This is a genomic window from Bacillus cereus group sp. Bce019, from assembly GCF_051781745.1.
In the GTDB taxonomy this organism is placed as follows: Bacteria; Bacillota; Bacilli; order Bacillales; family Bacillaceae_G; genus Bacillus_A; species Bacillus_A cereus.
Genome location: NZ_JBPWJX010000008.1, coordinates 103,067 through 126,856, shown reverse-complemented (window position 1 = coordinate 126,856; position 23,790 = coordinate 103,067). Strand labels below are relative to the sequence as shown.

Sequence of the window (23,790 nt, the reverse complement as noted above, 5' to 3'; positions counted from 1 at the left end):
TTTGAAGCTTCCTATGCAGTTACGCTTCTGTTTCTTGTTCTTCGTTTTCCGCTTGTTCCAACCTTTGCTGTTCTGCAAGTTCGGCTGAAATCATCCCATAATAAAGTTCCGGATATAACCCAAATATTTGATATACACTTCCTAAAAACGGCATCAGAATCCCTCTTTTCTAAAGTTGTATTGCCACTTTTAAGGATTCCCTTTTCATTCATTATACATTCGTTTTTGACGTTTCTTCTTCATCTTGAACACCTAATAAATTTTGCCATTTTTTATACGGAGCGCTATTTGGATCTACATATCCTTTTGCATGCGAGCGATCCCACAATTGTTTAATAAACATTTCTTTCTCTTTCTTTGCCACCATATCGGCACCTGTACCGTAATAGTTCTGGAAATACAACTCGATTTCATCAAGGAATAGTCTTAATAATTCATCTGATGTTTCTTCTAACGTCGGATCATACTTCGCTTCACGATCATACATTAAAATCATATCTAAAAGATTGTGGACATGTTCTTTTCTAAGCCATCTTACATCTTGGGCTCCTAATACGAACGGATGTGTATATAAATGTCCACCTTGTATCATCGCCTTTTCTTGCTCTTCTTCAAATCTTGACAAGATGTTTTCATAAATAAACGGATTATGAAGCAACGCTCTGTGTAATTTATAACTTTCGCTTGAAATATTTTTCCCCATTGACTGAATTAAAAAGCTACGTCCTACACCGTTATATTGATACACAAACTGTCCATCAACAGCAACTAAACTAATCCAGCGATACATATATGCGTATAGTAATGCACGATTACATTTATCATAATCTAATTTTGTTTGAGTCGCATTTAAATCTGGCATAAAGGCTGGTAAGTGCCAATACTTATCTAAATGCGGCGTTAAACTAGATTTTTTACTATTTAATTTGTTTACACGGCGATAATACGATTGGAAATAGTCACCTTTATCATTCATAAATCCATTTGAAATATGTCCTGATGATAATTTAGGAAAGTCTTGCAGCGATAAGCCGTAATGCGCTCGATAACAGATCACTTCAAATGGCGAAAAGGCTTCATGTACTGTATCTTTTTCTTTAAACATTTCTTGAATTAATTCCTCTTGCAACTCTTTCTTTAAAGAAGGATGTATACCCCAATATTGTAATTCCCTATGATGAGCAACTTTCGGAACGAATGGACTCGCTAAATGGAACAGGTCTTCAATTTTTTCACGAACGTATTCATCGCGATCACGTTTCTTGTAATCTGCTTCTTTTCGCAACGCTTCAATAATATTCAGTTCTAATTTATCACGATAGCGTACTTGCAGTTCGTCATAACAATAGCTCAGTATATGTTCTCGGTAGAAATCCTCTACCTTTTTCGACTGAATCTCTTCTGTTTTCGCATCACGACAATATTCCCCGTACAAACTCATGTAAATTTCCGCTGATATATCTTTCGGTAGTACACCTAAATTTAAATGTTGCTGCATATCTTGCCATATCTTTTCTTGCAGCTGTTCCTCAGCTAATACATATACATTCGTCGGGTTTGTTTTCCCTTCAAATTCCTTACTGCGCTTTTGGATTTCAAACAGTAAATTTTCACGTGTTTCATGTAAATTATCAAAAAATCTTTCCCAATATTGAATCATTTTATTAACTGCTTGATATAGCGATTGATATACAAGTTCTAATAGCATTTCTTTTCGATATTCATTTAATTTGTGTACATATTGCGTTACGATGTCTTCAAATTCCTTTTTAAATAAACGCTGCTGGTTATTAATCATTTTTCCAAACCAGCCTTGTTGCTGCGCAATTTCTACTCGGCGTACAGCTGTTACCGTTCCATCAATATTACTCACATTAAATTTCTTATCGTAGTTTTGAATTAAATTACGCTTTTGTTCATTATTTTCATGTAGTCGATTCATTTTTTCTACTAACTGCTTTCGAATTTCATATAACATAAAACGTGCTGCTACTGGGTGAACGGGATCTGTTTTCTTTAAAAACCATGTATTTAATTGATAGGACTGCCCTTCAGAACCACTTGGTGAAAAGCGGTCTGATTCAATCATGTCATATAAAAGTGTCGTTACATGTTCATGTACCCGGCTCGGAATCGCATACGCATATAAACGCACCGCATGATCCACTCTTGCCACTTCACCCTTCATTTGTTCCATCATTTTCAGTTTCGTAGCTGAAATTTTACACTCATGTTGCAGACGATTTAATTCCTCATCTTTTTGCACCGTTCGTTGTACATAACTTTCTACAGCTTCTAAAAACAGTTTTGATTTCGCAACTCCGAGCTTACCACCCTCTGCTCCTTCACGTGTTTCATTGTACATTTGTCTATAGAAAATATGAGCTTGCTCTGGACGGGTAGCAAGATGCTCCAAGTCCTCTAAATAACTTTTACCTCTCTCCGGCTTTTCACGTTGCATCCCACGTTTTACATCTTGATCGTATCTTTGCTTCTTCTCTTGAAACAGTTGATCTAAATGAAGCCACGATTCATCTAAACCTTGCACAGCCCATTTTAAAGCACAATATTTTAACACATGTTCATATGGATAAATGAGTTTTGCCGTTCCTGCCCCGCAATATCGTCCTTTTCCGCTTGATTCTGCTAATTGCTGAATTTGATTGTCTTCCTGTGCAAAATGACTTGTGGACATCGGGCTAAATAACTGTAAATAAATTGTATTTGCCATCTGTTCCATATAGTCTGATAAATTGTGTAAATGGTGTCCATGTAGGTTTTCGTAATCGTATAAGAAACAATAATTGTACGGTAAATGATGTTGTTTAATTGTATGATTCGTTCTTCCGTCTTCATCTACTTGATCAGGGCGATACTCTAATTCAATTGTTACACCGCCGCGTTTTGATAATTCTCCAGTAGACCCGAGCGTAATAGCATGTAATTCTTTTAACGATGCATAGCCATTTGCTTGCACCGTTTCAAATTCTTTCGCGCTAACCGTTCTCGTCTTTACTAAAACATCCGGCATTAAAAACGCACCGCGTATTAAAATGTTATGATGCTGCAATTTCTTCCGAAGCATTTCACGTAAATATAAAGCAATTTGCAGAAACATCCCTGAACCTGTTCCGCCTGCTAGTGATGTTACTATAATGACACGTACTCCATATTCCGTTTGATCACTTGTAACCGGAAAGATTTTCTCGATTTCTTGCCAAAAAGACGTCAATTTATCTTCTTTCATCGCAGCACGTAACGCTAAACGTGAAATGACGCGTAACTGTCCTGCTCCTTCTGTTAATGGTTTATCAAGTATAGTCGGATCCATCGGAAACCACTCTGGGATCGTTGGATCTCCCGCAATATACTCCCTAGGCGTTTTACTAGAACTTGTTTGTGTCTTAAACTTTCGAATATGATCGAATTTACTTAATGTATTCACATCTGTATCAAATACGTGCATTGCTACCTTTTTCCGGCGCTCTTCAGGCAGTTTTTCATATATTTGATGCGTCACAGTACTACCGATTCCACCTAAACCAATTAATATTGTTGGAACTTGTAATGTCATGTGAACCACCTTCCTATTCTTGCTTGTTGGAAAAAAGGGAAAGAGGATCAATACTCCATCCCCTTCTTATCCCTACCTACTATTCACACTCGTATTTGTAAATCTCCTTACCATATCCTCTATCAATTACTAAAAGTTCATTTGGATATAGTGTCTTATGTTCCATTCCAACCTCATCCTCTGTTATAAACATCCCATCAATAATCATTCCTACTACTTGTGACTCTTTCGCTACAAATATCGATTTCGATCCTTTCTTTGCTATAAACGTAACGGATTGCACAGTCTTTCTTTCTGCTCTATACGGAATACCAAAATAATGTTTCCACCATTTATTTTTGAGTAACTCTGGCTCAGATTGATATAACCAATCTTTCGCTACCTCTTGATCCCATTCGTAATACAATAATGCTTTCCGGTGAAATCTTGGACGGACAATCCATCCTAAAACGATTATTCCTACTATTAACAGTAATAAAGTGATAGGAATAACAAACTTAAAAATAAGCGCATACTTTTCATAAAACGGCGCATTTTGAATATGGAGTGTTATATCTTTCTTTACTTTTGGTAATTTTGAATCCTGCACTACGATGGTAGCTTCTACGGTGCCGGTATCTGTAAAATTGAATGTGTCGGAGTAATGCGGTCGAGGATAAATGTAAATTTGATTACCATGCTGTTTTATTTCATAGTTGATTGATTGTTTAGATGTGACACCAGTAGATTTTAATAGTTTTTTTACAGCCTCTTCTGTCATCGGCTTATCATCTAACTGTGGTTGTATAATAAATGGTTTACTATTCTCTAAATTTGTTACTTTTTCTTCATAATCTTTCGTGACAGTTTGAAGTGATAATTTAGGCTTTTTCGTTGTTTCGATTTTAAATTCTTTCGTCTGTCTGTAAAACCCCTTTATGTTCATATGAACTTTCCCGCGTACTAACCCTTTAGTAAGCTTCGTTTCGTAATAAAATACATGTCTTTTATCGTCCCACTTCATCGCATATTGCTTCCCGTCTATTTCTACTTCTGCCTGAAAGTAAGAAGACTGAACTGGCAACTCAGTAGGTTTTGCTTGAATAACAGCTGTCACATCTTCATACATTTCCTCAACATTTTTTCTATCCTTATCCTCTTTGTCATAAGTAGAAACAGTATAATTAAGTGCCGGTTCGACTAGTACTTGTAATCCTTCTTTCTCAATATCTCGGTCCACTTCTATCGTATACGTTCCTGGTTTAATAACTTCTTCATTTTCCGTACTGATATGAACTATATTTCCGAACAATTTCGCTTCACCTGGTGCATGTATGGAAAAAGAAGATTGTAATTGTAATGGTTTAGAAATTTGTGTGACCTGATAATCGGGCAGAGAAGGCGATTGTCGTACAAGCGTCATACGCTTTAACGGAAATGGTGTTGTAATCTCTACTCTTTTCCCCACTACTTTCGTTTTTACAATCGATTCAACAGAGGAGAATGGATCACGATTTGCAACTAATGCTGCCACTTGATTTACACTTTTTACAATGCCATCTTCTCCGCTTGACGGCATCGTAACACCATTTATCTCTTTCTTCCATATTTCCTTGAACGTATTTAGTTGTTCTTTTTCTTGTTGTCCTAAATCTTCTTCCATCGTAATTAAGACTGGATGTAACGATATCTTTTTTGCATCCATTTCTTTCTTAAACTGGGCTAATTTCCACAAAATTTGTTCTTTTCCGCCAACCTTATCTTTCTCTAAATCATTAAATGCCCCGTCAGTTAATACAATAAGCCAAAATTCACGTTTTCCATCTATATCGGCTTCCTTTTTTATAGATTGCATCGCCGTTTCTACCGCGCTAAATGGAGTATTTAAATACGTTTTCCACGCTCCAATTCCCTCAATTTCTGTTTGCCTTTTATCCTTCGTTAACGAAATGTTTAATGGATCATTCGGCTTACTCATTGGAACGTAAGAAAATTTATCTTTTTCATCCAATAGCGCAACTAAACTTTGCAAAGCATAATTGGCATATTTCCAGCGATCGTTATTTCTCATGCTGCCCGAATCGTCATATACAAGTGAAACGACCCTTTCCTTTGCCTCCTCTCCTTTTGCAAAAGCTGATAAAGGTAAACATATAAATAGAAACAACATGAACGTGGCACAAATTCGGATTTTCATGATGAGGCTTCGCCACCTTTGTAGACAAATTCCTATGTTTAAATTTATGAGAGGAAACAAGATATATGACTTGTATTTTAGGACAACTAACCCACCATAACCTTATTATGTAAACAGATCATACAATTGGTAATATTCCTTCTAGCATTCTCTATCCAATTATATAAGTAAAAAAGCCTGTTTAAGCTCCACGCTTAAAACAGACTTTTCCTACTTTTTATTTTAAAAAAACATAACAAAAAGTTTGATTTTTAACTTAACACATCACTTCTATTGTAAATCCACCAGGTGCTTCAACGTAAAACGTATACGCATGGGCATGCTTAGGAGGCTCGACCAAAAATCCATCTTCCTTCAATCTTTGATTTATCTTATCTACTTGTTCTTCACTTTCTTGTGGAAATCCTACATGAAATGTTTTTGGATACTGAACTTCTTTTCCTTTCATTAACGTTAGTATAAATCCATCATTATCACGCATAACTGCAAAGGTATTCCCCCTTGTTCCACTACAAGTTAAGCCAAAATACTTTTCTAAAAACTCTCTTGCAGCTACTACATCTGCAACTGTTAAATTAAGATGTTTAATTCCCAATTCATCACCTTCTTTCTTAATTTTCTAACATTTTATCATACAATTAAAAAACACGCCTTTCACAGCGTGTTTCCTTGCTTTACATACACTTCAACAATCGGATTCTCTTTATGATCCGCATGCAAGCGTATATTCTCTTCACTTGTATTATAAATACTAGCTAATAACATTATCGTTAACACATTAGGTGTCTTCGCATCACTTCCGTATTTTCTCTCAAGCGCTTCCTTATATTCAAAATCTAAATCCCCCTGCACATATGTATACACTTCAAAACCATCTTCTAAATTGCAAACTACTGTATCAATAATATCTGCCCCTACTTGCTTCTTCATTTCCTCTCGCAACGCTTCAATAAATTCTTCCCACGGTACTTCGTATGTCTGAAACTGATCTGTAGATTTCATGCCTTTTCCTCCTTATATATCCTCTTCTTATATTTCCCCTTTCCTATAACAATTATGATAGATAGGGCATTCGTACAAGCCGCACTTGTCCCCCTTACATATCGTATTACTGTAATGCGGAAGGAGGAAAGAACATGCATAGACAAAAATGTTATGATACATGCCGACGTTACTTCGGAAAAGTTGTTCGGATTGAAGACCGTGATGGCCGTATACATTTAGGGAAAATAATCGATGTGACACAAAGCTCTGTATGGATTGAATCGGTGCAACAGCGCTCATCTTTTGATTCAGGATTCGGCTACTATGACGCTTATGCAAACGGTGGTTGTGACCTTTGTGGAGGCCTTAGCAGGTGTGATAGTTGTGGATTCGGATGCGGTGGTGGATTCAGCAGCTGCGGATGTGGTGGTCGTGGTTGTAGTAGTTGTGGTTGCGGTGGCTGGGGAGGCGGCGGTTGTGGCTGGGGTGTTGAACTCGGATTTGGTTTCATCTTCGGAATTACATTAGCTGCATTATTTTTCATTTAACATAGTAAAGAGTTGGCTACCTTTAGCCAACTCTTTTTCTTTATTTTTCACATATAAAAATACGATGCCCTAAAATGTGTTGGTACATAAGCCGTATATTTTCATGCTGTACCCACGCCTCATATAACTCATTCGGAATATGTGAGGATACATTCCATTCTGGCTCTTCTACATAGCCAGAGATCGTTTCTGCAATCGTGCCACCGCCAGCAATTGTAATTCTTTTAAAATTTGCTTTCTGAAATAATTGTACCCACTCATTCTCCGTTAATAATTCTTTCATACCATATAATTGGGCGATTTTTTCTTCCTCACCCTTATCAATGTGCCTATCAATAATCATTTCAATGACAACAAGCTTACCGTCCTGCTGTAATACACGATAACACTCCGAGATAACCCTTTCTTTGTCTGTAAAAGCGATGATTGATTCTCCAAGTACGAACTCAAATGAGTTATTCAAACACGGTAAATGCTCCACATTTCCTTCAATTAATTGTATATCTAACCCTTCAAACAACCATCTATCTTTTGCCTTTTGAATCATAATTTCATTCTTTTCAACCGTTGTTACTTTATAACCAAATTCCCTTGTCATATATGCCGCTGTTTTCCCCGTACCGCAACCTATCTCAAGGACATTCGCTCCATATTTAAAAGGCAGTTGTGCTAACAATTGTTTTGTTAACGTAAAGCCACCAGGATGAGCGCTTCCTATTCCGTAATAAGCTAGGAAATCGATGTATGTGTTTCGCTTCATGGGATTCTCCCTTTTTTATTTTATATATTCGAGTAAGGAAGAAAAGTGCATAGAAAAAAGGGCGTATTGTACGCCCCTCATCTTACTTATCCTCTGTAATATATGCCCATTTATAGCTGTAGTCTCCACCAACTGGATGGTGAACAATACCTTTTACTTTAGGTCTTTGAACGATAGCATCACCACGTTGATATAATGGTGCAATTGCTGCATCTTCCAATAACATTTTCTCCGCTTTCAGTAAGCTATCCCAACGCTCTTTCGTTTTCGTTAATAGCTCACCTTTACCTTTTTGTACAATCTCATCATATTTAGGATTTGAATATCCTGTTTGGTTATGAGGGCCATTTGTAACAAACATATCAATGAATGTCATTGGATCTAAGTAGTCAGGCCCCCAACCAGCGTAAGATAAATCATAATCTAGATCTGATTCTAATTTTAACTTTTGTTTAAATGGCTGGTTTTTCAAATTCACCGTTAAACCTGGTAGGTTTTTCTCAAGTTCTCCTTTTAAGAATTCTCCTACTTTTTTCGCACCATCACCATCATAGTTTAATAGTTCTACTGTAATTGCATCTTTTCCAAGCTCTTTTTTCGCTTTTTCCCAATGCTCTTTTGCTTTTTTCACATCTGTTTTTAAAATATCTCCATTTTCTTTACGGAAGTCTTTTCCATCTGGGCTCTTAGCAAATTCTTTTGGCACTAAATAATCTGCAGGTGTAGAACCATCATTTAAAATTACATTCGTTAAGCCTTTTTTATCGTACGCTTTTGCAATCGCTAAACGTAGATCTTTGCTCTTTAACACTGTATCTTGCCCACCACGTTTTTGGTTTAAGCGTAAGAAGAATGTTGACGGTGTTTTTTGTGTAAAGAAGTCGGGGCTTGATTTATATTTGTCAACAAATTCAGATGTAAGTCCTGAACGATCGATTTGTCCACTTTCATATAAGTTAACACGTGTACCGCTATCTTTTACTACGTCAAAGTTGATTTCATCTAACTTAACTGTTTTATTATCCCAATATTGTGCATTTTTCTTTAACTTCCAACCTTCTTCATGTTTCCAGTCTGTTAATGTAAACGGTCCGTTGTATAACGTCGTATCTGATTCTAAACCGTACTTTTCTCCTTTTTCTTTTACAAATTTCTCGTTTAATGGATAAAATGTTCCAAATGAAGTTAATTCTACAAAGTAAGGAACTGGATTTTCTAATTCTACTTCTAACGTATAGTCATCTACAGCTTTTACTCCTAACGTATCTAGTTCAGCTTTTCCTTCATTAATCGCTTGTGCATTTTTCAAATCAAACATAATGTATGCATATTCTGCTGCTGTATTTTTATCTACCGCACGTTTCCAAGCAAACACGAAATCCTTCGCTGTTACAGGCTCTCCATTTGACCATTTTGCATTTTTATTTAATGTAAATGTGTATTTTTTACCATCATCACTCTTTTTATATGATTCAGCAACTCCTGGTGTTGCTTTATTATCTTTATCAAGTCGATATAAACCTTCCATTACGTTGTTTAAAGCTAGAAAAGATACTTGGTCTGTCGCTTTAGCAGAGTCCATAGATGGAATCTCTTGAGACTCTGTTAAATTAAGCACTTGCTTCGCCGCTAGCTTTCCGCCTTCTTTTTCACTGCTTTTTGGTGTTGTGCTTGCCTTCTCTTTATCTCCTGATCCAGAGCAAGCTGTTAATGCCATACTCATTACTAAAACTGGTGCTACGACCGCTGTAAATTTTTTCATCTTTTTTCTCTTCATTTTTTTGTACCCTCCCCAATTATATGTACGATATTAACATTTAGAAATTCTCTACTAACTTTCGTTATCAGAAAATTCTTATTAATTAATATTCTACCGTTTTTTAAAATTTTGTAAAGTATTTTTGTAAATTTTCTAAATATTTATTTTTTTATTATAGTATCTTGTTGTTTTAACTACTATATGAATTATCCCCCATCTACTATATGTAAACATCCCTTCTCTTATTCCACTCTATTACTACATTCTATATTTTTCTTATTAGCATGAGGTCTTTTACTATCATTCATCTTTCTTACCACTTACTGACCTCTCTAATTTCCTCAGATAGAACCTTCCTAATTACCTATCCGATTCTCAATAGGCTAAAGAGATTTATTCCCTTATACATACTAAAAAGCATTTCACTTTATTTTTTTCCGCCATCCTCAGTTACATACGCCCACTTAAAGCTATATTCTGGACTGATGTTATGTTTCACAATTCCTTTTACATTCGGTTTCATTACGTACGATCTTCCTGTTTGATATAAAGGAACTAACCCTGCATCTTCTTCAAGGAATAATTTTTCAGCTTTCCCTAACGTTTCCCAACGTTTTTTCGCATCACTCATTAATTCATTACCTGCTTTTCCTACCATTTCATCGTATTTTGGATTTGAATAACTCATTTGGTTGTACGGGCTCTTCGATTCAAACATATCAATAAATGTCATTGGATCCGCATAGTCTGGACTCCAACCTGCATAAGAAATTTCATAATCTTGCGCAGTTTCTAATTTTAATTTTTGTTTGAATGGCTGAATTTTCGTATTAATCGTTACACCTTTTAAATTTTTCTCAATTTGATCTTTTACATAGTCAGCAATCTTTTTCGCAGTTCCATCATCATAACTTAGTAATTCAATTGTCACTTGATCTTTTCCAAGTTCTTTTTTCGCCGCTTCCCACGCTGCTGCTCCTTTTTTCGGATTATATTTCAGACCATTTTTAAATGTATCTTGATAATCTTTACCATCTGGCCCTGTCGCAAGTCCTTTTGGAACCAATTGATCTGTTGCTTTTGATCCATTATTTAAAATTACATTTGCCAATCCTTTTTTATCAACTGATAATGCAATTGCTTCACGTAGTTTTTTGCTCTTTAAAGGTGTATCTTGTCCGTTACGTTTTTGATTTAAACGTAAGAAGAATGTACTTGATTCCGCATACTCACCATATTCTTCTTTGTTCGATTTATATTTATCTACAAACTCTCCTGATAGTAATGTAAAATCAATTGATCCTGTATCATATAAGTTTACTTTCGTTGCAACCTCTTTTACTACACTATAGTTAATTTCTTCTAATTTCACAGTCTTTTTATCCCAGTACTTATCATTTTTCTTCAGCTGCCAACCTTGTTCATGTTTCCATGAAGACATAACGAATGGACCGTTATACACAGTTGTATCTGCTTCTAAACCGTACTTATCACCTTTTTCTTTTACGAATTTTTCATTTAATGGATAGTATGATGGGAATGCTAATAAATTTAAGAAATACGGTACCGGTTTTTCTAATTCTACTTCTAGCGTGTAATCATCTACCGCCTTCGCTCCTAATTCAGTTACAGGTTTTTCCCCTTTATTAATCGCTTCTGCATTTTTAATATAGTAAGCAATAAATGCATATTCTGCCGCAGTATTCTTATCAAGTAAGCGCTGCCATGCGAAAACGAAATCTTTCGCTGTTACAGGATCACCATTTGACCATTTTGCATCTTTTCGCAGTTTAAACGTATACTTTTTACCATCTTCACTTTTCGTACTAGACTCTGCCGCAGCAGGAATTGGCTTATTATCTTTATCAAGGCGATATAGGCCTTCCATCGTGTTCCCTAAAATTTGCGCACCTAATGTATCAGTAGATTTAGAAGTATCCATCGTCGGAATTTCTTGGTTTTCCGTACGATTTAATACTTGTTTCGCTGCATATTTAATATCTGATTTTTTTTCTTCCCCACTATTTGATGTAGTAGTCGTTTTCTTTTCCCCACCTGACCCAGAACATGCTGTCAATGCAACACTCATCGCTAAAACTGGTACTACAACCGCCGTTAACTTTTTCAGCTTTTTTCTCTTCATTTTTGTACCCTCCCTAATTATATGTACATTACCAACCCTTGAGAGACCCCTTATTAAAGATTCATTTTTCTGAAATTTACAACTAATGTTATTCTACTCTTTTTTTCGCATTTGTAAATAGTTTAATTTTAAATATTCTGACTTTTTATTTTGGTAGGATTTATCCCCATCTACTATATGTACATACTATACACCTTATTCTCCTCTATTTAACCATACTAAAAATTAGTATTTTAAGCTCACAAAAAAAGCATTTCAAAGTAGCCAAGCTACTTTGAAATGCTTTTTTAACTCTATTATTTTTCAGTTACATATGCCCATTTAAAGCTAAATTCTGGACTGATATTATGTTTTACTACTCCCTTTACATTTGGTTGTAAAACATAAGAATCTCCACGTTGATATAAAGGTACAATCGCTACATCTTCTTCAAGTAATGTTTTTTCAGCTTTCCCTAACTCTTCCCAACGTTTTTTCGCATCGCTCATTAATTCCGTTCCAGCTTTTTTCACCATGCCGTCATATTTAGGGTCAGAGAAGCTCATTTGGTTATGAGAATGTCCAGTCTCAAACATATCTAAGAACGTCATTGGATCTGCATAATCCGGATTCCATCCGCCATACGAAATATCATATTGTTGTTCAGTCTCTAATTTTAGTTTTTGCTTAAATGGTTGAAGTTTAATATTAACTGTTACACCTTTTAAGTTTTTCTCAATCTGATCTTTAATATATTCGCCAACTTTTTTCGCATTACCAGTATCGTAGTTTAAGAATTCAATCGTAACTTGATCTTTTCCAAGTTCTTTTTTCGCTTCTTCCCAAGCTGCAGCAGCTTTTTTAGGATTTGGTTTCAAACCGTTTTTAAATGTTTCTTGGAAATCTTTACCGTCCGGTCCAGTTGCTAATCCTTTTGGTACTAAGAAGTCAGCTTCTTTTGATCCATCATTTAAAATTACATTTGCTAAATTCTTTTTATCAATTGATAGCGCAATTGCTTCACGTAATTTTTTGCTCTTTAATGGCGTGTCTTGTCCATCACGTTTTTGGTTCATACGAATGAAATACGTACTCACTTGTGAATATGTGCCAAATTCATCTTTCTTGCTTCTATATTTATCTACGAACTCTCCAGTTAATAAAGCAAAGTCAACTTGACCGCTATCATATAAATTGATAAGAGTTGCTGGTTCTTTAACAACACTGAAGTTAACTTCTTCAAGTTTTACAGTCTTTTTATCCCAATATTGATCATTTTTCTTTAATTGCCATCCTTGTTCATGCTTCCAATCTTTAAGAACGAACGGTCCATTATAAACTGTTGTATCAGACTCTATACCGAACTTCTCCCCTTTTTCTTTTACGAATTTTTCATTTAATGGGTAGTACGATGGGAATGCTACTAAGTTTAAGAAGTACGGTACCGCTTGCTCTAATTCAACTTCAAGCGTAAGATCATCTACTGCTTTCACTCCTAATTCAGCTACAGGTTTTTCACCTTTATTAACCACTTCTGCATTTTTAATTGGGAATGCGATAAATGCATACTCAGCAGCTGTTTTTGGATCTAATAGACGTTGCCAAGCATATACGAAATCTTTCGCCGTTACTGGATCTCCATTTGACCATTTTGCATCTTTACGTAGTTTAAATGTATATTTTTTACCATCTTCACTTTTCGTGCTAGATTCTGCTGCAGCTGGAATAGGCTTATTATCTTTATCAAGACGATATAATCCTTCCATCGTATTCCCTAGCATTTGTGAAGATACTGTATCTGTTGATTTAGAAGAATCCATCGTTGGAATCTCTTGGTTTACTGTTCGATTCAACACTTGTTTTGCCGCTAATTTCCCCTCTGACTTGCTATCTCCACTTGAGTTTGTGCTTGTCTTCTTATCTCCACCTGATGTAGAACATGCTGTTAACGCCATGCTCATTGCTAAAACCGGTGCTACAACTGCTGTTAGTTTTTTCATTTGTTTCTTTTTCATTTTGTACCCTCCCTAATTCTTAACGATAGCTATTAAAGAATTTTCTGATAATTCTGTTTTTCTCTATATATTTATCAGACGATTCTTACTAATTCTTATTCTACTAATTTTTTAATTTTTGTAAAGTATTATTATTGAAAATTTTTAAAAAATTATTTTTTTACAGTAATATTCATAAAAATTCCATATTTTGTTCAAACCTTATTTCGCATTCATACACATTCGTTGTTTTAATCACTTTCATCTCATTTACCACTTGAATACTTGTTAATTATTGCTAATAAATAATGCATATATCTAAAAACATCTTTTCTACAAAAATAAAAAAGTCAGCAAAGCTGACTTTTTACCCGACCATTTTTTCTCTTTTCATTTCCTCTACTACTCTCGTATACTTCTCATCATCAAATTCATTTTCACTTTTCGCAACAACTACAGTTGCAATACCGTTACCAATTAAATTAACGATAGCACGTGCTTCTGACATGAAACGATCTACACCAAGTAATAACGCTAAACCTTCTAATGGGATAACATTCATTGCAGATAGAGTAGATGCTAGTACAATGAATCCCCCGCCGGTTACTGCTGCTGCTCCTTTAGATGTAACTAACAAAATAGCTATTATAGTTAATTGTTGACCTAGTGAAAGATCAACGTGAAAAACTTGCGCTAAAAATATAGTTGCCATTGATAAATAAATCGTTGTTCCATCTAAGTTAAAAGAATAGCCTGTTGGAATGACTAAACCTACTACCGGTTTCGAACACCCGAAGTCTTCCATCTTTGTCATCATCCGCGGCAGTACTGATTCTGACGATGATGTCCCGAGAACAATAAGTAATTCTTCTTTAATATGCGCTAAATATTTCCACAAACTAAATTTGTACAGTTTACAAATAAAATTTAAAACAATAAAAACAAATAATACCATTGTCGCATATACACAAATCATTAATTTACCAAGTGGTATGAGCGTGCTTAAACCATACTTCCCAATTGTAAATGCCATCCCACCGAATGCTCCAGCCGGTGCTAATTTCATTACAATTGATAAAATGTTAAAAAATACTTTCGATAATCTTTCAAAAAAGTCAATAACCGGTTGTCCATTTTTCCCTAACATCGTTAACCCTGCGCCGAATAAAATGGAGAAGAACAGAACTTGTAAAATATCACCTTTGGCAAATGCTTCAAACATGTTAGACGGCACGATATGTAAAAAGAAATCCATCCATTTCATTTCTTGTCCGCTTTGTACATATTGTGAAACATCTCCGCCCTTTAGTTTTGAGGGATCTAATCCATCTCCTGGACGTACAACATTCGCTACGATGATACCAATAATTAAAGCCGCTGTTGTAACAATTTCAAAATATAATAGTGCCTTCCCACCAACACGGCCTACCTTTTTCATACTTCCCATACTTGCAATACCGAGCACAATTGTTAAAAAGATAATCGGTGCAATAACCATTTTAATCATATTGATGAATGTTTCACCAATTGGCTTCATTTGTTGTCCAACACTCGGCCAAATTGCCCCTACTGCAATACCACAAATAATGGCCACAATAACTTGGAATGTTAAATTCTTTACGATTCTCATTTTTGATACTCCCCTGTATTTTCATTTCTCCCATACTATTTCAATAATTGCTAATGATATATTCTATGTAATAGCCCCCCTGTTATTTAACTTAAACTATAATTTTATGTTACACTATTATCTTAAACTTGAAAATAGTATATAATATTTACGGATAAAAGACATACTATTTAACATAATAAAAAAGCAGACATTACATCTGCTTTAATTCTCCTCAATCTTTTTTTCACTTAATCCTAGATGTGTTCTAAGAGTATTACTCAAACTCTGTAGATCTTTTTTATTAGGATTATAATAATATACACGTTGCCCGTTTGGGCCATTAGGTAAGTATAAATCATCACCAGCTAATTGTATTTTTTCAAATGAACCGTTTAAACCGTATTTATAAAAAGATAAAATATCATCCATTACTAAATTTGTTTTAAAATCACCATCAACCGCCTCAACTATTTTTTCTAGCTTCGTAATCGATCCTACACTTTTTAATTTACTTAAAATCGCTTCAATAACAAGTTGTTGGCGCTGTCCTCTCATTGCATCACTATCAATATGGCGCGTTCTTGCTAGTGCAAGTGCTTCTTCCCCATTTAATTTTTGTAATCCTTTTTTCAAATGAATCGCATCAGGTTCATCTTTACTATTTTGCTCCGTAAATTCAACTGGGACATCCACTTCAATACCATCTAACCCATCAACAATTTTAATAAAGGAACCAAAATTAAATTTCACAAAATAATCAACAGGCACCTGTAACAATTTTTCTACCGCTTCCACAGAAGCTTGCGGTCCTCCATCTTTACCATTTTTAACGAAACCACTTCCATATGCATGGGTTATTTTATCTTTTTTCTTTTCAACTGGAACATATGTATATGTATCACGCGGTATGCTCGTTAATTTCACTGTTTTATCGTCTTTATTAAAAGTCGCTAACAATAATGCATCTGTATGAAATGCACCATTATATTCCTTTTGTCGTTCTTGATTTTCATCAATTCCCATAATTAAAAGTGAAACATGATTTGCAATTGGCTTTACAGATTTCTCACGTAAATTGGATTTTTCACCTCGTGCTAAATTCAAATTAGATTTTTGTACAAGACTAGAAGTTTTCATATATACATAGGCTCCATAGCCAATTCCACCAAATAGTAATACCGCCAGTAGTAAACTTATTATCTTTTTCTTTTTATATTTTTGCTTATTTTTCTCTTCTCTTAAAGATGAATGATTCCCCATTTACTCTCCTCCTGTTTCTATTCATCCAATATGTTTTTCATTTTTTCATATTTAGCGCTATCCTTTTGAAACATACTTTCTTTCAATCCCTTATCTATTTGTATCCATTCAGTCGTAACTGAATATTGAATCAAGCCTTCTTGAAAACTAAGAAATTTCAACATAATCCCTGTATTTTTCTCCACAACCATTTCGAATTTCCCTCTTAAATCTTCAGAGGTGCTAACAGCCATCTCTATGTTTATAACTCCTTCAATTTTGTAACAATCTAATCCAAGATATTTCGTTTCTTTATAATTCCAATCTTTATATCGAATTAATAAATCTGCGAATTCTGATTGAATACTATATTTAGCTAGCCCTACATATTCATCATCATATCTCTTTTTCTCATCTGATTTTCTCACTAACCTTTCCGTAGGATTTAATTTTAATAGTTCATTGTTTCTTTCTTTCGGGTTCCATTTTGTCTCTTTGTAAGTATACTTCTCATCATCAAACTCTTTTTTCTTCCCCTCGTTATATATAATTGTTCGTTTTTTGGCTAGTTTATCTTCTTTCGAAGAGATACCTCTTTGTTTCTCCGTATCAATCGCATACTTATATGTTGTAGCAATTCTTGATGAGCTAGAATATTCCTCAAATTGTCCTGAAATATTTTTAAAATAATCAATAGAATCTAGCATTTTTTGATGAATCTTTTCTTTATCTGGATAATGTACATTCGATTTTATTTCTTCTTCATTTTCATAATCAGAAAACGCTTTTTTCTTTACATATTCAAATACTCCACCATTTTGCGCAAAACTTTGTATAGAAAACTCAGACATAGATACCACTGAAAGTATACAAACCGCTGCACTAATTATCATCATATGAATTTTGTAACTCTTCTTTTTTACCTTAAGATTATGTAGCGTGCCGTTAATCTTTTCATTTAACTCTGGAGGTACTATAACATTTTCATCTTTTATTCTCTTTTTTAATTTCTCATCAAATAATTTTTCATTATCCATCCTTTACACCCCCTATTCCATCTTTAATCGTTTTTGTAGTTGTTCCCTCGCACGTGATAATCTTGATTTCACTGTTCCTTTCGGTATTTCTAACAGCTTTGCTATACTCTCTTGATTCATGTCTTCATAGTAATAAAGCACCGTAACAGCTCTTAATTCTTCATGTAACGATTGAATCGCATTACACAAATCTATATCTTCATACTGATCACACGCACTCATAATGTAATCATTCTCTTCTGTCACAATTACATTTTTATACGCTCTAATAATATTGTTACACTCATTTATTAGTATTCGAATTAACCAAGTTTGAAAAAATTCTTCTTTTCTTAATTTTTTTATATTTTCATAGGCTTTTAAAATTGTTGTCTGTATCGCATCCTCTATATTTGTCTCATCACGTAACATCGCCTTTGCTATTCGATACATCTTCGCTTTTTCTGTATGTATAAGCGCTATAAAGGCTTCATGATCACCTTTTTTCGCTAAAGAAACATCCGTTTCTTCTTTTACAATCATTTTATATAAAGGGATTACTTTCACAATTGCTCCTCCTGTTTCATCCTCACTTCATCACTTCCAATTTAACTTTACATGTATTAGACGTATGAACCTAGAAAAAGGTTCACTTTTTTGAATATTTCTGTAATTAAAAAAAGAAATATCCTTTATAAGTGTTATGTGATAAACATACTAGTTTAAATTTACAAATAAAAAAAGCCCACTTTCTCAGTGGACTTTCTACTCTATAACGGTAAATCCCTCTTCCTAAATACTACAATCGCTACGATAAAAATACAAAGCGCTACAGTAGTTAACCCTATACTTACCGGCCATATATTATATGATCCTTCAGCAATTTCTTTCGGACGAAACAGCGTAAATAATGATAGGTTTTTCATCCATTCTAACTTATCACTTAACTTCCCTACCATATCCAATACGAAAAATAAGATAGTTAAACTCGCTGAATAACTTAGTGCTTTTCTTTCGTCATTACATATACAAGAAAAGAAAAATGAATACGCACTAACGACTAAAAATATGAGCCCTCCGACTACATTTATCTTCAAAAATAATTCTTTATTTAAGTTGTTATCTTGTAAAAACCATTCTGCACCTACTAACCCAGCTACATACGTAACAGATACAATAATTAGAAGTCCCAATATGAGAACAGCAGCTTGTGTAATCGCAATTTGCACTCTAGATACAGGTGTTGCTAGCAAGTATGCCATTGCTCCTTTATCTACATGACGAGCAATTAAATGTGTCGCAACTGTTACGCAAAAAATTGTTAAAATGATAATAAACAATAGACTATAGTATTCGCCCGCTAGAAAATCCATTACGTTTTGAATCGGACTTTCCATACCAACGATTTTTTTCACACTATCAGGCATGGCAGCTATTAATTCATTTAGCCCTTTCGCTGATACCATTGACGGGAATATCCAAATTAATAACCACAGATATAAAGCTGCACCAGACGCATAACTCAAAATACTTTTTTGTGTTTCTTTCAAACTAGCTAAAAATAATTGCTTATTCATGCGTTACCCCTTCTTTCTTATCGTAATAATGCATAAATAAATGTTCTAAATCCATCGCTCTCGTTTGAAGTGCCGTTACATTATAGTTTGAAAGTGTTTGTAAAACAGTTTGATAGTTTCCTTGTACAATGATAGATGCCTCTCTACCTTTTACCGCTTCAAATTGCAAATTACACTTTGTAAGGGACTCAATCTCTTCTTGTGATGATACTGTTACATCTATCACCTGTCTTCTCATACTTTGTAAATTGTGAATATTTTCAACCGTTACGAGTCGACCATCTTTAATAATAGCTACTCTGTCACAAGTTCTCTCAATTTCAGTAAAAATATGTGATGACATTAGGATTGTTTTTCCTCTTTGCTTTTCCTCTAATATTAAATCTATAAACACTTGTTGCATAAGTGGATCAAGTCCAGATGTTGGTTCATCTAAAATTAACACCTCTGGATCGTGCATAAATGCAGCGACTATCCCTACTTTTTGCTTCATTCCTTTAGACATTTTGCGAATCGGTGTTTTCACATCAAATTGCAGACGCTCTATCAGTTCATCTCGTCTTTTCGTATCCTTTAATCCACGCATTCCCTGCATTAATTTTAAAAACTCTAATCCATTCATTCCTTCAATAAAAGAAATTTCACCTGGCAAGTAACCAACTTCCCTTTGAATTTTCGCTGCTTCATTCCAACAATCTAATCCAAAAATTGTCGCTTTACCAGCTGTCGGTTTTATAAATCCCATTAAATTACGAATTGTCGTTGATTTTCCGGCACCATTCGGTCCTAAATAACCAAATACTTCTCCCTCTTTTACATCAAATGTAATATGAAACAAACCTTTTCCATTCGAAAACTGTTTTGTGACATCTTGAACTGAAATCATAATTCCACCTCATTTTTTGAAATATTTAATGTTTGATATTTCAAAATTATTGTACTCCTCATCTTCCATATTCGCAACAACTTTTTGAAATATTTATTAGTCCATATTTCAAAATTATTGTTTTCCATTATTTTTTCTTGTATATTTTAAGTGAGGTGATTGCATTGAACGGCTTTGAAAGAGTAAAAGAAAAGAAAAAGCGTGCCATTAAAGAAGCAGCATTCGTATTATTTTCAGAACGTGGATTTAATGAAGTGAAAATAGAACATATCGCAAAAGAAGCAAACGTTTCTCAAGTTACAATTTATAATCATTTCGGAAGTAAAGATGCGTTATTTAGGGAGCTTATACAAGAATTTATCATATCTGAATTTCAATATTATAAAGAGCTTGCAGAAGAAAAATTACCTTTTCATGATATGATGCAAAAAATGATTGTAAGAAAAATGAATACTGGCGGATTATTTCAACCTGATATGTTACTACAAATGATGCAAAGGGACGAAGAACTCCGTAAGTTTATTTATAGTTATCAAAATGAAAAAATCCTACCCTGGTATTTAGAAATATTAGAACAAGCTCAGCGCAAAAACGAAATTAATCCACACCTTACTAAAGAAATGATGTTACTTTACATTCAAATGTTTACAAAATTAGGTGATGAATTTGGAGCACAACTTCTTGAAGGAGATCGGGAAAAACATATAAAAGATATCGTTACGATGTTCTTTTATGGACTGTCCGTCCCAGAAAAATAATTGTTTCTAAAAAACAAATACAATCACCAAAAAGCCCTTTGGATATTTAAATCTCAAGGGCTTTTTCATATCAAATAAATAGCTAAAACTAACTTTATCTTAAAGAAGTTAAATGCTGCTTTATAGATAACACCTTATTATAGATTAACTCTTTTAGCATAACAGGCTGAATTGAAATAATCGTTTCACCGAAATTCAGAAAATAATTTGAAATAAAATCAGATTCTTGCTTGTTAAAATAGCCTGTTATAATGTAATTTTCATTTTCCTTTTGCAACCTCATGGAAGGGTAATTCTCTTTATCAAAAATGTCTTTTCCTTTTTGATTAACAATGACGCTAAAATCAATTGCATCAGACTTTCTGTGAAAGGTAGTAAGATAACTTAATAATTCTTCAAGATTTTTTGGATGAACATTGCTTGTTTCCACAATAGAAAGAATTTTATCACATCTAATTATTTGAACATGATTTGTCTCAAAATTAAAGATTTTAGCATACCACTGGCCAAATTTAGATTCTATTCGAATAAATTGGGCAACCAATGCTTTCTCCTCACCTTTTTTTAAATATGTTAAATGATAAACTTGCTCAGCAAAAATTCCCTGTAAAATTTCTTTTAAGAACGGACTAAAATTACTATGATTTGTTACTTCAAAGGAAAGCGTTCGTTCCATAATTGAAATATTTTTACTCACATTATCAGGTAATACATGTTTAAATTTATTTTCAAGCGCAATACTTTCTACATTAAATGGTTTTGTCTTGTATCCATTTAGCGTAAGAATTGAAAAGTATAACGCATACATTTCATCCACACTAAAATAAATTGGCGATAACACACTATTTTCTATAATTTTATAACTTCCATTTCTACCTAATTCAGAATATATGGGTACACCTATTTCTTCCAATGATTGAATATCTCGCAACGCAGTACTTTTAGAAATATCATATCTAGCCATTAAATCTTTTAAATTAAAATATCTTTTATTATTTAAGAAAATAAGCATGTCATTTATTCGTTCAGTTTTTTTCATATTTCCCTCCCAAAAAGGTATCATGTATTGAAACCTTTTTAATCTATATTATAATTATCAACTAATAAAGGAGTTATATATTTATGACATTAGAGATAGCTATTTTTCTTTCAATGAACGGGCAAGCAAAGGAGGCGATTAACTTTTATACACGTAATTTAGAAGCCAAAAAATTAATGATTGTTACGTATGAAGAACTGGCGAAAAGAGATAGTTCTTTTAAAATTACAAGTGAAAATAAAGATCATATTGCTCACTCTGTTTTACAAATTGGGAATACAAAGCTAATGATAGCAGAAGATACAATGAAGCATAATGAACGTTATAACGTTGGAAATAACATGTCACTTTGCATTCAAAGCGCTAATTTAGAAGAAATACAACGGTTTTATAATAATTTAATTTCCGATAAGCATGTGAAAATAATCTCTCCGCTAGAAAAAAATATATTTAGTGAAGCATATAGTATTATTGAAGATCCTTATGGCATACAAATCCAATTAATGTATGATAAACGACTAAACTAATTAATTAATCATATTCACATATTCCTAATAAAAAAGACACGAATTTCGTGTCTTTTTATTTTATAGAAATGACTCTACCCTTTTCACTACTTTCAATCGCTAATTGAATCATTTTAATAACATCTAAACCTTCTTTTGCTGTTACAGGTAGTTCCTCACCATTTAATATACTATCTCGTACACCTTTATAATAATTGTCATAACAACCGACTTCTGTTGGAATACGCTCTAAGCTTTCTTCTGTTTCTAAAGTAGCAAAATTCTCTTCATCGTCTACTCCATAACCGTTATCACCTGGCTTCATTCCATTTTTTAATTGCTCTTCCTGCGAATCCATACCGTACTTCACGATAGAACCTTTCTCTCCATGCACTATAAAATGTGGTCCAGCTTTTTTCACATAACTGCTACTACGTAAAATGACACGTTTAACTCCGTAATGAAGTACTATGTGGAAATAATCATCCACCTCTGCACCTGGTCGTTGTTTTATTACATCTGCACTTATCGCATCTGGTTTCCCGAATATTGATAACGCTTGGTCAATTAAATGCGATCCTAAATCGTATAATATACCGGAGCCTGGTAGATTTTTTTCTCTCCATCGATCACGTACATGTGGACGGAAACGATCAAAATTCGATTCATATGCGTATACATTCCCTACTCTGTTTTCTCCTAACAATTTCTTAATTGTTAAGAAATCATTATCAAAACGACGATTATGATATACGCTTAACATTACATTATGCTGCTCTGCTAATGAAATAAGCTCTTCCCCTTCTTCAATTGAGACAACAAATGGTTTTTCTACAACAACATGCTTACCATTTAAAATTGCTTCTTTTACATATGGAAAATGAGTTGTATTAGGTGATGTAATAACAACTAAGTCAACATCAGCTCGCTTCACCAATTCATCAATTGTACTAACAACATTAGCGTTTGGTAATGTGTCTTTTACTACCTCTTCTTTTGAGGATAATACAGCACGAATATCATATTCTTCTATTGTTTGTAATAGTGGGATATGAAATGTCGTACTAGAAAAACCAAATCCTACAATCCCTACACCTATTTTTTTCATGTTGCCCCTCCATTTGTGCCGCTTTAACGAGCAGTAAGATTCCTAACCCAAAATTCAGTGAAAGCTAAGGAATTAGGTGAGGAATCAACTGCTTGTTAAAGCCCGATTAGTTGAACTTTATGAGAACGATTT

General features: G+C 34.0%; 20 protein-coding genes. 3 read left to right on the top strand and 17 right to left on the bottom strand.

All coding sequences use genetic code 11. The features are described 5' to 3' along the window. Positions 1-19 precede the first annotated feature (19 nt). From ACS2QP_RS13790 to ACS2QP_RS13770, 5 genes are all read right to left on the bottom strand, one after another. A complete protein-coding gene (locus ACS2QP_RS13790; RefSeq protein WP_001116190.1) occupies positions 20-154 on the bottom strand; it encodes a hypothetical protein in 135 nt (44 codons plus the stop codon). Positions 155-211: 57 nt separating this feature from the next. Then, positions 212-3,574: a tubulin-like doman-containing protein gene (locus tag ACS2QP_RS13785; protein ID WP_438882520.1), complete on the bottom strand. Its 3,363-nt coding sequence runs from the start codon at positions 3,572-3,574 to the stop codon at positions 212-214. 79 nt (positions 3,575-3,653) lie between these two features. Next, positions 3,654-5,750 (bottom strand): vWA domain-containing protein, encoded by a 2,097-nt coding sequence (locus tag ACS2QP_RS13780; protein ID WP_438882519.1) that lies wholly within the window; start codon positions 5,748-5,750, stop codon positions 3,654-3,656. Positions 5,751-6,006: 256 nt separating this feature from the next. Continuing rightward, complete coding sequence (locus ACS2QP_RS13775) at positions 6,007-6,345, bottom strand: VOC family protein (RefSeq protein ID WP_438882518.1); 339 nt, start codon at positions 6,343-6,345, stop codon at positions 6,007-6,009. Between the two features lie 59 nt (positions 6,346-6,404). After that, positions 6,405-6,752, bottom strand: a complete 348-nt coding sequence (locus ACS2QP_RS13770; RefSeq protein ID WP_000842902.1) for a hypothetical protein — start codon at positions 6,750-6,752, stop codon at positions 6,405-6,407. Positions 6,753-6,886: 134 nt separating this feature from the next. Here ACS2QP_RS13770 and ACS2QP_RS13765 point away from each other — a divergent pair, with 134 nt between their 5' ends. Then, positions 6,887-7,282 carry a hypothetical protein gene (locus ACS2QP_RS13765; protein WP_438882517.1) on the top strand — a complete coding sequence of 132 codons (396 nt, stop codon included), beginning with the start codon at positions 6,887-6,889 and terminating at the stop codon, positions 7,280-7,282. Positions 7,283-7,322: 40 nt separating this feature from the next. Here ACS2QP_RS13765 and ACS2QP_RS13760 read toward each other — a convergent pair whose 3' ends face one another. From ACS2QP_RS13760 to ACS2QP_RS13715, 10 genes are all read right to left on the bottom strand, one after another. Beyond that, positions 7,323-8,042 carry a class I SAM-dependent methyltransferase gene (locus ACS2QP_RS13760; protein ID WP_000828249.1) on the bottom strand — a complete coding sequence of 240 codons (720 nt, stop codon included), beginning with the start codon at positions 8,040-8,042 and terminating at the stop codon, positions 7,323-7,325. An 82-nt stretch (positions 8,043-8,124) separates the two neighbouring features. Then, positions 8,125-9,819, bottom strand: a complete 1,695-nt coding sequence (locus ACS2QP_RS13755; protein WP_438882516.1) for a peptide ABC transporter substrate-binding protein — start codon at positions 9,817-9,819, stop codon at positions 8,125-8,127. A 409-nt stretch (positions 9,820-10,228) separates the two neighbouring features. After that, positions 10,229-11,944, bottom strand: coding sequence for a peptide ABC transporter substrate-binding protein (locus tag ACS2QP_RS13750; protein ID WP_438882515.1), 1,716 nt, complete (start codon positions 11,942-11,944; stop codon positions 10,229-10,231). A gap of 296 nt (positions 11,945-12,240) precedes the next feature. Further along, entirely contained in the window at positions 12,241-13,938 is a 1,698-nt protein-coding gene (locus ACS2QP_RS13745) for a peptide ABC transporter substrate-binding protein (protein WP_000730151.1), read from the bottom strand. Positions 13,939-14,284: 346 nt separating this feature from the next. Next, positions 14,285-15,547, bottom strand: coding sequence for a dicarboxylate/amino acid:cation symporter (locus ACS2QP_RS13740; protein ID WP_017673160.1), 1,263 nt, complete (start codon positions 15,545-15,547; stop codon positions 14,285-14,287). 204 nt (positions 15,548-15,751) lie between these two features. Continuing rightward, positions 15,752-16,789 (bottom strand): LCP family protein, encoded by a 1,038-nt coding sequence (locus tag ACS2QP_RS13735; RefSeq protein ID WP_438882514.1) that lies wholly within the window; start codon positions 16,787-16,789, stop codon positions 15,752-15,754. A 17-nt stretch (positions 16,790-16,806) separates the two neighbouring features. Continuing rightward, entirely contained in the window at positions 16,807-17,805 is a 999-nt protein-coding gene (locus ACS2QP_RS13730) for an anti-sigma factor (RefSeq protein WP_438882513.1), read from the bottom strand. 12 nt (positions 17,806-17,817) lie between these two features. Next, complete coding sequence (locus ACS2QP_RS13725; protein ID WP_438882512.1) at positions 17,818-18,351, bottom strand: sigma-70 family RNA polymerase sigma factor; 534 nt, start codon at positions 18,349-18,351, stop codon at positions 17,818-17,820. A 203-nt stretch (positions 18,352-18,554) separates the two neighbouring features. Further along, complete coding sequence (locus ACS2QP_RS13720; protein ID WP_025688680.1) at positions 18,555-19,361, bottom strand: ABC transporter permease subunit; 807 nt, start codon at positions 19,359-19,361, stop codon at positions 18,555-18,557. Then, positions 19,354-20,247 (bottom strand): ABC transporter ATP-binding protein, encoded by an 894-nt coding sequence (locus tag ACS2QP_RS13715; protein WP_438882511.1) that lies wholly within the window; start codon positions 20,245-20,247, stop codon positions 19,354-19,356. Before ACS2QP_RS13715 ends, ACS2QP_RS13720 begins: the two co-directional genes overlap by 8 nt. Before the next feature lie 155 nt (positions 20,248-20,402). Here ACS2QP_RS13715 and ACS2QP_RS13710 point away from each other — a divergent pair, with 155 nt between their 5' ends. Continuing rightward, on the top strand, positions 20,403-21,005 hold the full coding sequence (locus tag ACS2QP_RS13710) for a TetR/AcrR family transcriptional regulator (RefSeq protein WP_002041614.1): 603 nt from the start codon (positions 20,403-20,405) through the stop codon (positions 21,003-21,005). A 94-nt stretch (positions 21,006-21,099) separates the two neighbouring features. On the opposite strand, the gene ACS2QP_RS13705 is transcribed toward ACS2QP_RS13710, so the two are convergent. Continuing rightward, a complete protein-coding gene (locus tag ACS2QP_RS13705; RefSeq protein ID WP_002041615.1) occupies positions 21,100-22,068 on the bottom strand; it encodes a helix-turn-helix transcriptional regulator in 969 nt (322 codons plus the stop codon). Positions 22,069-22,127: 59 nt separating this feature from the next. Between ACS2QP_RS13705 and ACS2QP_RS13700 the strand changes: the two genes are divergently transcribed. Then, positions 22,128-22,571, top strand: coding sequence for a VOC family protein (locus ACS2QP_RS13700; protein ID WP_017673166.1), 444 nt, complete (start codon positions 22,128-22,130; stop codon positions 22,569-22,571). A 55-nt stretch (positions 22,572-22,626) separates the two neighbouring features. Here ACS2QP_RS13700 and ACS2QP_RS13695 read toward each other — a convergent pair whose 3' ends face one another. After that, complete coding sequence (locus ACS2QP_RS13695; RefSeq protein ID WP_438882510.1) at positions 22,627-23,658, bottom strand: oxidoreductase; 1,032 nt, start codon at positions 23,656-23,658, stop codon at positions 22,627-22,629. Between the last annotated feature and the right edge of the window lie 132 nt (positions 23,659-23,790).